The sequence below is a fragment of the Pseudoalteromonas sp. SCSIO 43095 genome (assembly GCF_023650455.1).
Lineage (GTDB): Bacteria > Pseudomonadota > Gammaproteobacteria > Enterobacterales > Alteromonadaceae > Pseudoalteromonas > Pseudoalteromonas tetraodonis.
In genome coordinates this window covers 2,775,007-2,786,969 of the sequence record NZ_CP087995.1, presented here as the reverse complement: position 1 = coordinate 2,786,969, position 11,963 = coordinate 2,775,007, and the positions used below count along the sequence as shown (strand labels likewise).

Sequence of the window (11,963 nt, the reverse complement as noted above, 5' to 3'; positions counted from 1 at the left end):
ACCTTAGTATTTAAATCCACGATGAAGCGCAACAATGCCACCTGTTAGATTTTGATAAGTCGTTTGCTCAAATCCCGCTTCGACCATCATCGATTTAAGCGTTTCTTGATCTGGATGCATACGAATTGACTCGGCTAAGTATTGGTACGATTCACTGTCGTTAGCAACTAGCTTACCCATAGTAGGTAAAATGTTGAAAGAGTAAAAATCATACGCTTTGCTGAGAAGCTCTTGCTCTGGTTTCGAAAACTCAAGAATGAGTAAACGACCACCTGGCTTTAAAATACGGTACATAGAGCGCAACGCTTTATTTTGGTCGGTAACATTACGTAAGCCAAAAGCAATCGTAATTAAATCAAAACTATTATCAGGAAAAGGTAATGCTTCAGCATTCATTTGCACATAATTAATGTTACCGACAAGGCCTAAGTTATGCAGCTTTTCGCGGCCAACCTTTAGCATTGAAGAGTTTATATCACCTAAAACAACCTGGCCGGTATCGCCAACAAGTTGACTAAACTTTGCGGTTAAATCGCCAGTACCACCGGCTAAGTCTAATACATGATGGCCTTTACGAATGCCTGAACTAGCGATTGTTTGACGTTTCCATAAGCGATGAATACCAAAAGACATGAGATCATTCATAACATCGTATTTTGTCGCAACAGAATGAAACACATCAGCAACCATAGAAGCTTTTTCGGTTTCGGCAACAGTTTTATAGCCAAAATGCGTGGTCTTTTCAGGGTTCTCGTTCATGATTAATCTCTATCGTGGTAATAAAGACTAGTGTACTTGATTGTGCACCAAGGGTGCAATTTGAATATGATTTATCAGCTAATTTATTGTGTGAACAGTGTAATTGGCTATTGAGATGTGCGTGATTTAAAGGCCGCGTTTGAGGCACTTTTAACAAGTTGGTTAAAGTCGCCTTGTTGTTGTTCCGTAATCCCTAGAGAGAGAGAAATGGGAGGGAGTTTTAGATCGCTTTTTGAACTTATAAAGCGTAGTTTTTCAACTCCGCTTATCACTTTTTGTGCAATAAGGTTAGCGGTTTCGGGTTCTATGTTAGCAAGTAAAACGATGAATTGATCTTTTGCAGAGCGTCCGGCTAAGCCACTTTGCGAAACATATTTTTGCACTTGCTTAGCCACTTTATTTAAAATCACTTCGCCAATGGCATCGCCAAAATTATTAATAAAATGCTCTAAATTATCAATTTGAATGGCAATAGCTGAGATTGATTTGTCTTGTTTTAACCATAACTGTGTTTGTTTGGTTAAATAATGGCGTTTGTATAAGCCAGTTTGTGGGTCAATCACATGTTGTTTGCGTAGGGTATTAAGTTGTTTTTTAGTTGCTTCGTGTAGTTTTTTGGCCTGACTTAGTTGGTGTTTAAATTGAGCTTGTTGCGTTAATAAAAGCTGAGTTTGTTCATTAAGCCTTTCTAAAGCAATACGGCTGTTGGCAATATTATTTTCATCTAGAGAGTGCATACAGTCATTAACATGACCTGCAAAGTCGTTTAGCTTTTTTTCGGTCTGTTGAGCATTTTGCGATAGTGAATTGATCACGCCATTGACGTTTTCAATCATGGCTACTTCGGTTTTATGCCCTTGATTTAAATATTCAAAATAGAGTTGTTCAATAAACAGCTCATCAATATTTTGATGGGCATCTATGGCATCATCAATAGCATTGTTAAGCGCAAAATGGATTTTACTAGTGTATGTATACACAACTTGAAAATTTAAGGGGGTAGGAGGCAAAACATGATGCTCTAAAAACATACATACTTTTGTCATTTTTTCTTGTGCTATAGCCATGGAGTCATGGAACATCATTTGCAATTACCAACCAAATACGCATAAATGCTGATTTATAAAACTCGTCCGATAAGGCAATTTGCTTCCAAGCACAGATACAATAATCATTATATCTGTGATTTAAAAGTAAAATGAGTCGTAGTTGGCTAAAATGGCGCTATAAATTCAATAACCGTTGCTTTTTTGAGCAATTACTCTAATTGTTAAGTATTAACTTAAGTTAATACAATATCTCACGGGCGTATATTTTGCGCAGTTGGTCGTATATCTATTTGCTATTTATCTAGGCTACGATAGGTTTATCACATCTGTAATATTACTAAGATCAATCACTATGAATTTATCTCTTTCAAAACAAATGCGTCTTTCCTTATTAAGTGTCACCTTAGTGTGCTCATTAAGCGCGTGTCAGCTCACCGCAATTAACGCCGATCAGCAATTTACGCAAACGGCTGAAAATATCGTACAGCACCGCCAAAATGTAAGCCCGTATAGTAACCCCGAAGGCGTTGATGGCTACTTATTACCTAATTTGTCAGCTGAATTTTTAGCACAGCAATATCAAAAAAACACGCAGTTATTAGCAGATTTAGATGCCATAGATGTAAGTAAGCTCAGTGATGAAAACCAAATTAACTACAGTATTATTCGAGCGCAAGTGCAAAATAGTGTTGATGAATATGTATTTAATACGCACTACATGCCTTTAACGTCAGAATATGGCTTTCATTCAAGCTTATCGTTTATTGTTAATAGCTCTGATTATAAAACCGCACAAGATTATCAACACTATTTAAAGCGATTAAAGCAAGTTCCGCGCTTTTTTGAGCAAAATATAGGTTGGATGCGCAAAGGATTAGAGGTTGGTTTAACTCAACCCAAAGCGGTGTTAATTGGTTATCAAGACTCGATTACTGCTTACATTGTTGATGACGTCACACAATCTGAATTTTATAAGCCTTTTTTAAACAATACCGCGGGTTTAAGTGATAGTGAATTTGCAGCGTTACAACAACAAGCTAAAGCTATTATTAGCAGCCAAGTTATTAATGCCTACAAAGACTACTTAACTTTTTTTAATAACGAATACTTACCAGGCGCACGTAGTGATATTGGTATTTCGTCAACACCGAATGGTGAGGCCTTTTATGCAAATCGTGCTAAATATTACACCACCACACAAATGACCCCAAAAGAAATACATGAGCTGGGTTTAGCGGAGGTTGCGCGCATTCGTAGTGAAATGGAAGCGGTTATTAAAGAAGTCGGTTTTAAAGGCACATTTGCAGAATTTATCCACTTTTTACGAACAGATCCGCAGTTTTACGCCACAACGCCTGAGCAATTATTAAAAGAGGCCGCGTATATTGCAAAAAAAATGGATGCACAGTTACCTAAATTATTTCATACCTTACCGCGTAAACCTTATGGCGTAGCGCCGGTGCCTGCCAATATTGCTCCTAAGTACACTACTGGGCGCTATTCGGGTTCGAGCCGTGATGATCAAGCCGGCTTTTATTGGGTGAATACCTACGCTTTAGATAAACGACCACTCTATGCTTTAGAAGCATTAACTTTGCACGAAGCTGTTCCGGGTCATCATTTACAAATATCACTCAATGCAGAACTTGAAAGCTTACCTAGCTATCGCCGTGATGCGTATTTATCAGCGTTTGGTGAGGGCTGGGGACTGTATTCAGAGTACTTAGGCGTTGAAGCGGGTTTTTATCAAGACCCGTACAGCAACTTTGGTCGTTTAACCTACGAAATGTGGCGTGCTGCACGTTTAGTGGTTGATACGGGGATGCACATGTACGGCTGGAGTCGTGAGCGTGCAATGAACTTTATGGCCGATAATACTGCGCTTTCATTACACAATGTAAAAACAGAAACCGATCGTTATATTTCATGGCCTGCACAAGCGTTGTCATACAAAATTGGTGAGTTAACAATTAAACGTCTGCGTGCAGAGGCCGAGCAAGCATTAGGTCAGCAGTTTGATATTCGTGAGTTTCATCATCAAATATTGCGCCATGGTTCAGTGCCTTTATCGGTGCTTGAGCAGCAAATACGTTTATATATACAAGAAGAATTAGCAAAAACAGATAGCTAATAGCGCATTATTTTGAAACTATAAAAGCGTGGTGTTATTTAATGACATCACGCTTTTTTAGCATTTAAGGATAAGTAATGAGTCAATTTATAATGTTTAGTATCGATGTGTTTGCCAGCTTATTTATTGTTGTATTTGGATTGCTGGTTATATTAATTGCTATTTTTTATGTTCGAGATATTACCCAAACAAAGCATGCTATTAGGCGTAATTATCCGGTAATTGGACGTTTTCGCTACTTTTTTGAACGCCAAGGTGAGTTTTTTCGTCAGTATTTTTTTGCTCTCGACCGTGAAGAAATGCCCTTTAATCGCGCCGAACGCAGTTGGGTATATCGGGCTGCTAAAGATGTTGATCATACGGCTGCTTTTGGTTCAACCCAAAGCTTAGAAACGACAGGCACCGTAATGTTTATGAACTGCGCATTTCCTACCTTAGATGAAGAAGCCTTAGCGCCTAGCAACGTAACGCTTGGGCCTTATTGTAAATTTCCTTACACCACAAATTCGTTATTTAATATATCGGGCATGAGCTTTGGTGCGCTATCTAGCCCTGCTGTTCGTGCACTCTCAAAGGGAGCAAAATTAGCCGGTTGTTGGATGAACACGGGGGAAGGCGGACTTAGTCCGTATCACTTAGAAGGTGGTGCCGATATCGTGTTTCAAATTGGTACGGCTAAATATGGTGTACGCGACGAGCAGGGAAATTTAAGTACAGAAAAGCTAAAAGCCGTTGCTGCACACCCAACAGTTAAAATGTTTGAACTGAAAATGAGCCAAGGTGCCAAGCCAGGCAAAGGCGGCATGTTACCTGGGCGAAAAGTGAATGCTGAAATTGCCAAAATAAGAGGCATACCCGAAGGGCAGGATTCTATTAGCCCAAATGGGCACCCAGAAATAAAAAATCCAAACGATATTCTAGACATGCTTACCACCATCAGGACTACAACCGGTAAACCGACAGGTTTTAAAGCGGTTATTGGTGAGCATACTTGGTTAGAAAGTTTATTTGCCGAGATTAATCATCGTGGTATTGAGTCTGCACCCGACTTTATTACTATTGATAGTGCGGATGGCGGTACAGGCGCAGCACCACAATCTTTATTAGATTCTGTGGGGTTACCGCTTAAAGAAAGCCTTCCTTTAGTGATACAGCTATTAAAGAAACATGGGCTTAGAGAGCGAGTTAAAATTATTGTTTCGGGTAAGTTAATTGTTCCTTCCAAAGTCGCATGGGCACTAGCACTAGGAGCCGACTTTGTGGTTTCTGCGCGAGGGCATATGTTTGCACTAGGCTGCATTCAGGCTATGCAATGTAATAAAGATACCTGCCCAACAGGAATTACTACGCATAATGAACGTTTGCAACGTGGTTTAAATGTTGAAGATAAAGCGCAGCGGGTCGCAAATTATAATAAATACATTCATTACGGTGCAGGGCTTATTGCACATTCTTGTGGCGTTACCAGTGCTCGCGAATTAAAACGCAAACATGTGCGTATTGTGCAAGAAAGCGGCCTTTCTGAGCCGCTAGATAAAATGTACGAGCATTATCATTAAATACTTGCTTGTTAATTATTGATGATGAAGTGTATTGCTCGCTTGAATGCCGGTGATTTTTAATCGCTCTAATTCGCAGCTAAACAAAAACTCTAGTGCTTCTAGGTGGCGACGCACTTCAGCAATATTTTTGCCAACTGCATATAAGCCATGACCGCGAATTAATACACCAAATTTAATCGGTGAGTGCAAATGGTGATCGCTGACTAATAAGCTCAAACGATCAATATCTTGGTCATTATCAAAAATAGGAATGCTTAAGGTTTCTAAATGTGAGGTAAAACCACTGAGCGCTTTTTGCATTTCGTAACCGCTTAAATCAAGCTGATGAGCTTGCGTTACTTGTGAAAGCACCGTTGCTGCAACAGATTGAGTATGCAATACACATTGCGCCTCAGGAATTAACTGATACAAACTTAAATGTAATTTCGCTTCGCTTGATAACGCCTGAGGAGTATTTAAGTTTTGCTGTTCTAACTGTAAAAAATGCTCATGGGTAAGTTGGGCCTTATCGCAGCCATTAGTCGTTATAACAAAGCCATTTTGGGTGCGAGCTGATAAACTTCCACCCGAGGCAGGAACCCAACCTTGTTGGCTAATCCATTTTGCGGCTTCTATAAGGTTTGAAATAGCGGTATGGTTGTTTTGCATATTTTCCTCACAAATAACAATTAAAGTACAGTTTAGACGGCTAAACTTCCGTTTTTAATCATAGCACTGCTCTGTACACAAAACCATCATCAGGAGACTTCGTGTTTGACAGTAAACTCCCCAATTTAGGTATTAGTATATTTAGCCAAATGAGTGGCTTGGCTAATAAGTTTTCGGCAATTAATCTTTCGCAAGGTTTTCCTGAGTTTGATACCCCTGAGTATTTAAAAGCGCAGTTAAGCCAGTATGTAACGCAAGGGGTTAATCAATACTCGCCTTCCAGCGGTGTACCTAAACTGCAGCAGCAAATTGCAGCATTAGTTCAGCGCAAATACAAAGCGCAAATTGATGGAACAAGCCAAGTAACTATAACTTCAGGAGCAACTGAAGCACTATTTGTAGCGATTCAAACAATCGTGCGCGCGGGTGATGAAGTTATTATATTTGATCCTGCATACGACTCATATCAGCCCGCTATTGAACTGGCAGGCGGCAAGTCAGTGCATGTTGCGTTAGCCGCCCCAGATTACGCCATAAATTGGCAAATGGTAAATCAAGCTATCACAGTAAATACTCGTGCAATTATTATTAATACTCCGCATAACCCAAGCGGTAAAGTATTAAAGCAGCAAGATATCAACGAACTAAAAAAGCTAGTGAGTGCTCACAATTTATATGTCATAAGTGATGAGGTTTATGAGCATATAACGTTTGATCAACAACCACACTTAAGTGCACTAGGTGACGAGGAACTACTGGCAAAAAGCTTTGTTATTTCAAGCTTTGGTAAAACCTTTCATAGCACCGGTTGGAAAATGGGCTACTGTATTGCGCCCACTGATTTATGCGAAGAATTTCGAAAGATTCATCAGTATGTTACTTTTTCAAGCTTTACGCCTGCGCAACATGCATTAGCAGATATGTTAGAGCAACACGCTGAACACATTGACCAGTTAAGTGAGTTTTATCAACAAAAGCGCGATGTACTCAGTAATGCTCTACAAGACAGCCGTTTTAGCATTTTACCAAGTGAAGGCACCTACTTTTTACTGCTTGATTACAGTGATGTATCGGATTTAAATGACGTAGAATTTTGCCAATGGTTAGCAGAACAAGCAGGCGTGGCAGCCATTCCACTGAGTGTATTTTACCAGCAGCCAAATAACGATAAAGTTATTCGTTTATGTTTTGCTAAAAACGATCAAACCTTAATAGAGGCGGCGCGCATTTTATGTCAACTTTAACTTTTACATTATTGCAAAGCTCGCTACATTGGCTCGATAAAAAAGCCAATTTAGCTATGTTTGAACAGCAACTTGCTAACATCAACAATCAACCTGATTTAATTGTATTGCCCGAAACCTTTGCCACTGGATTTGCGGTTAACCTTGATTGTGGCGAACCTGAAAATGGCTCAGTACTGGGTTGGCTTAAAACACAAGCTAAAAAACATAATGCAGTGATTGCTGGCTCAGTATTGGTAACCCAAGAAGACAAAAAGGCCAACCGGTTTTATTGGGTAAAACCAAGTGGTGATGTGCGTTATTACGATAAACGCCACTTATTTTGTTTGGGTAACGAAGGCGAGTTTGTAGTGCCAGGGCAAACGCGTGAAGTGTTTGAGCTAAATGGGTTTAAAATTTTACCGCAAGTTTGCTACGATTTACGTTTTCCGGTGTTTCAGCGCAATAACAATGACTACGACGTGATGATAAATATTGCCAACTGGCCAGCTGCAAGGCGTAATGTGTGGGATACCTTATTAATGGCGCGAGCAATGGAAAACCTGTGCTACGTGGTTGGCGTAAATCGGGTTGGCGAAGATGGTAATGGTATTGACCACAGCGGTGGAACCGCAGTGTATGACTTTAAAGGTGATCCACTGATTAAAGCGAATGATGACCAGCCAGCATTATTAACAATCACGTTAAATAAAGCGCCGCTTGATGAGTTTAGAGCTAAATTTCCGGCACATTTAGATGCCGATGCTTTTACATTGGTATAAATTAGCGCCCAGCCGATAAAGTGCTAAAATAGCCGCTGATATTTTTATTGGCGGCTTTATGAATACAACCCTTATTACACCGGTAATTTTAGCTGGCGGTATTGGCACACGGCTTTGGCCGCTGTCGCGCCAAGCAATGCCAAAGCAGTTTTTATCTTTACTTGATAATAAAAACCAGCAGTCGTTATTGCAAAGTACGTTAGTGCGTGTTGCAACTGAGGGCTTTAATCCCGCTATTTTGGTCTGTAATGAGCAGCATCGATTTATTGCCGCGGAGCAGGCAGCATTTGCAAAACCCCATGCCATAGTACTTGAGCCAGAAGGCAAAAATACCGCACCAGCTATTGCCCTTGCCGCGCACTATGCATTAAAAAATAATATTACAGGTCCTTTGTTGGTGATGCCTGCCGATCATCATATTGCAGATTTTACCGCATTAACTGCTCAGTTATCTGATGCGATTAAACTTGCTGAGCAAGGTAAATTAGTTACATTTTCAATCACACCAACAGAGCCACACACAGGTTATGGGTATATAAAACAGGGCGCAGCCATTAAAGATAGCTGTTGTTTTGAAGTTGACCAGTTTAAAGAAAAGCCTGATTTACCAACTGCATTAACTTATTTAGCTGAGGGCGGTTATAGTTGGAACAGTGGCATGTTTTTATTTACTCCCGCGGCATATCTAAAAGAGCTGGAACGCTTTGCGCCAAAAATAGCTAAAAGTGTTGCTAGTGCCACAGATTTTAAACAAGACTTAGCGTTTACTAGAGCAAATACTCATGCACTTGAATCTTGCCCAAGTGACTCGATTGATTATGCTATTTTAGAGCGCAGCAATAATGTGGTGGTAATGCCCGTTGCATTAAATTGGAGCGATGTGGGTAGTTTTTCTGCACTGGCAGCGCTAAGTAAAAAAGAGCCACAGGGTAATAACCCACACCAAGAACATATCGCCCAAAACAGTAGTAACAACTTAGTTATTAGCGAAGATGGACACACAATAGCGACATTAGGAGTAAGCGATTTAGCAATTATTCATACCCACGACGCCACTTTAATTGCTGATCAAAATGCGCTTGATGCCCTCCCGTTATTGCTCAAGCAACTGGCAACAACACATAATAACAAACTGACACACCATCAGGTGGTTTACCGCCCTTGGGGAAATTATCGTACGCTGGTAGAAAGTATCGGTTTTAAAGTAAAAAAAATAACCGTTAATAGTGGGGCTAGGCTCTCAACGCAGCGTCATCAGCATCGCGCTGAGCATTGGGTGGTAGTATCAGGCACTGCAGATATATGTATTGACCAGCAAAGCTTAACGCTGACCCACGACCAATCTTGTTATATTGCTGCAAAACAGCTGCACAGTTTAGCGAATAATCAGCCCGAGCCCTTAGTTGTTATTGAAGTTCAAACGGGTGCCATTTTAGATGAAAGCGATATAGAGCGATTTGACGATATATACGGCAGAAAGTAACAGTATAAATAGTGAAAATACTTGATTATTTGTCACTGCAGTAAAACTTGGTAGCCCGTAGCCCGTAGCCCGTAGCCCGTAGCCCGTAGCCCGTAGCCCGTAGCCCGTAGCCCGTAGCCCGTTTTTACCCTAGCCCTTGCCGTACATACTTTAAATACGCCTCTAAACTGTGTTGCCACAGTGTGCTGGCTTCATTTAATGAGTTATTTAATGGTTTTTTATCTAGTAAGCGTCGCTCAATTTTTTTAAGGGCTAATCCATAGCTATTAAAGCCAAGTTGCATGGCGGTGCTGGCTTGGCGATGTAATAACTTAATGCATTGCTCGGGGTCTTGCTCTAATAAAGCTTGGCAACGGCTCAGCTTATTACGAGCAGAAAGAATAAATTCATTATAAATAGAAGACACTTCATCAATACTAAAAGAGCTTGTAAGAGTTTCTGTTGCGGTTTCATCATATAACGTATCAACCAGATCGACGGCAATATTAGCTGTTTGTGTTGACTGTGAATCACTCAATGCTTGGCGTAGTTTTTCTTGCTTTAATGGCTTGCCAACAATGTCTTTAATACCCAATGCTAAGTATTCTTTTATTTCATCAGGGCTTAAACTGGCAGTAAAGGCCAGCACCGGCGTTCGCTGATTTTTATGCTCCACCCGTTTGAGTGTTTTTAGTACCTGTTGCCCTGTTAAATCGGGTAGGTTCATATCAAGTAGCACCACATCAAAGTGGTATTTTTTCATCAACTCAATCGCACTTTTGCCATCTTTAGCGAGCTTAATTTTATGCTCGTCGTCTGCCATAAATTCAACGGCAATTTTTTGGTTCAGATCTAAATCTTCAACAAGTAATACATCGAGTCCGGTTAAATAGTCTTTACTTTGATGGCGTTGCTCGACGAGACTAAGCTCACCAATGGCTAACGTCATGTTAAAGCTAAATACACTACCTACTCCCAGCTCACTGGTAATTTCTAGCTGGCTATTAATTTTATCGAGAAGGCGACTAGTTATAGCAAGTCCGAGGCCTGTTCCGCCTTTTTCTTTACCGGCACTGCTTTGAATGTAGGGCTCAGTTAAATAATCAATTTCATCTTTTTCAATACCGGGGCCTGAATCGAGTACACTTACTTTAAGAGTGTGATCTAGCTGGGTTTCATTAACTAAATCTATTTGTACTTTTACCATACCGTTATCGGTAAATTTAATCGCATTACCTACAAGGTTAATAATAATTTGTCTGAGTTTTTGTTGGTCGCAGTAGTAACAGGCTTTATCGGGGATATTACAGGCAAGCTCAAATTTAAGTTGTTTTTGTTCGGCCAGAGGGCTTAACAGCAAACATAAGTTTTGCAGCCATGTTTTAAACTCTATGTCTTCTTCGTACAGGGCTTCGTCGTGCTGATCTAAGCTTGCGTATTCCAGCACTTTATCTACCAGTAAGTTGAGTGACTCTGCTGAATTGATAATTGCCTCACAATAGGCTTTATTGCGGCTGTCGCTGGTTTGATTTAATATCAGTTGTGCACTGCCTAATATGCCGTTTAGTGGTGTGCGTATTTCATGGCTGATGGTGGATAAAAACAGTCCGCGAATTTCTAAATCTTTATGAGCTTTTTCAGTGAGCTTATTAAGTCGTAATTCCCTGCGCTCATTACATAACAACGCCATACCTGCAGCATAAAACATGGGGGCAATAACACTGTTTAAAAATAACAGTGAGTTAAACCATGAATTTAAAATGGCATCCTGTTGTGCAATGTCATCCATAAATAGGCTTCGGGTAATAAAACTTGCTGCAACTAAAGTTAAAATAATTATGTAAACAATGCTGGCGTTAGGGTAGGGTTTTCGCGCATATTTTATAAATATAAATAATAAAAAAGTGGCCTCTACAATATGCTGCAAATCAGAAATATATACCCGCGAGCGCATTGAAGGCTGTAAAAATGTGAAATAAACAAGCATCAAAGCGCTGAGCGCTGTAAATAGGCAAACAAACTTAAGGCCACGACCATGATAATTTAAAAATTGACTCAGTGACAAACAATGCACAATAGAAGCTAAAAACATCATGTTATTAGCAAGGGTAATGGCAATCTGATCAGGAATTTTGCCTATTAGTGCAAAACTAACAATGGCAGTTAATAGTAGTAAAGGATAGAAAATATAAAGTAACGTGCCGGGAACATGCTTATTGGTACGCCAGGTTAAAAAGTTCAGTAGCGTCATCACTGTTATAACGGCGATACTGGCAAAATAAAGCGTAAATGAGTCGAGCATTAAGACCCCAACAGCGTTTTTTAAAGAAGATATAAAAACAGGCAC

9 protein-coding genes are annotated in these 11,963 nt (G+C 40.1%); 5 read left to right on the top strand and 4 right to left on the bottom strand.

Going from position 1 to position 11,963, the window contains the following annotated elements; genetic code table 11:
* Positions 1-3 precede the first annotated feature (3 nt).
* A complete protein-coding gene (gene ubiE / locus LOC50_RS13190) occupies positions 4-759 on the bottom strand; it encodes a bifunctional demethylmenaquinone methyltransferase/2-methoxy-6-polyprenyl-1,4-benzoquinol methylase UbiE (protein WP_069438913.1) in 756 nt (251 codons plus the stop codon).
* Positions 760-866: 107 nt separating this feature from the next.
* A complete protein-coding gene (locus LOC50_RS13185) occupies positions 867-1,826 on the bottom strand; it encodes a GGDEF domain-containing protein (RefSeq protein ID WP_036980605.1) in 960 nt (319 codons plus the stop codon).
* A 334-nt stretch (positions 1,827-2,160) separates the two neighbouring features.
* Here LOC50_RS13185 and LOC50_RS13180 point away from each other — a divergent pair, with 334 nt between their 5' ends.
* Both LOC50_RS13180 and LOC50_RS13175 read left to right on the top strand, forming a co-directional pair.
* Entirely contained in the window at positions 2,161-3,939 is a 1,779-nt protein-coding gene (locus LOC50_RS13180) for a DUF885 domain-containing protein (RefSeq protein WP_250653337.1), read from the top strand.
* A 77-nt stretch (positions 3,940-4,016) separates the two neighbouring features.
* Positions 4,017-5,498, top strand: a complete 1,482-nt coding sequence (locus LOC50_RS13175) for an FMN-binding glutamate synthase family protein (protein WP_036980601.1) — start codon at positions 4,017-4,019, stop codon at positions 5,496-5,498.
* A 15-nt stretch (positions 5,499-5,513) separates the two neighbouring features.
* On the opposite strand, the gene LOC50_RS13170 is transcribed toward LOC50_RS13175, so the two are convergent.
* The gene (locus LOC50_RS13170) at positions 5,514-6,149 is read right to left on the bottom strand and encodes a methylthioribulose 1-phosphate dehydratase (RefSeq protein ID WP_250653336.1); all 636 of its coding nucleotides are present in this window, start codon (positions 6,147-6,149) and stop codon (positions 5,514-5,516) included.
* Positions 6,150-6,250: 101 nt separating this feature from the next.
* Between LOC50_RS13170 and LOC50_RS13165 the strand changes: the two genes are divergently transcribed.
* Genes LOC50_RS13165 through LOC50_RS13155 form a run of 3 tightly spaced genes read left to right on the top strand, consistent with a single transcriptional unit; the run spans position 6,251 to position 9,637 of the window.
* The gene (locus tag LOC50_RS13165; protein WP_036980598.1) at positions 6,251-7,393 is read left to right on the top strand and encodes a methionine aminotransferase; all 1,143 of its coding nucleotides are present in this window, start codon (positions 6,251-6,253) and stop codon (positions 7,391-7,393) included.
* The gene (locus LOC50_RS13160) at positions 7,381-8,154 is read left to right on the top strand and encodes an amidohydrolase (RefSeq protein WP_069438915.1); all 774 of its coding nucleotides are present in this window, start codon (positions 7,381-7,383) and stop codon (positions 8,152-8,154) included. The genes LOC50_RS13165 and LOC50_RS13160 overlap by 13 nt, the downstream gene beginning before the upstream one ends.
* Before the next feature lie 58 nt (positions 8,155-8,212).
* Positions 8,213-9,637 carry a mannose-1-phosphate guanylyltransferase/mannose-6-phosphate isomerase gene (locus LOC50_RS13155; RefSeq protein ID WP_250653335.1) on the top strand — a complete coding sequence of 475 codons (1,425 nt, stop codon included), beginning with the start codon at positions 8,213-8,215 and terminating at the stop codon, positions 9,635-9,637.
* Positions 9,638-9,761: 124 nt separating this feature from the next.
* Here LOC50_RS13155 and LOC50_RS13150 read toward each other — a convergent pair whose 3' ends face one another.
* Positions 9,762-11,918, bottom strand: coding sequence for a response regulator (locus LOC50_RS13150; RefSeq protein WP_138627679.1), 2,157 nt, complete (start codon positions 11,916-11,918; stop codon positions 9,762-9,764).
* Positions 11,919-11,963 lie beyond the last annotated feature (45 nt).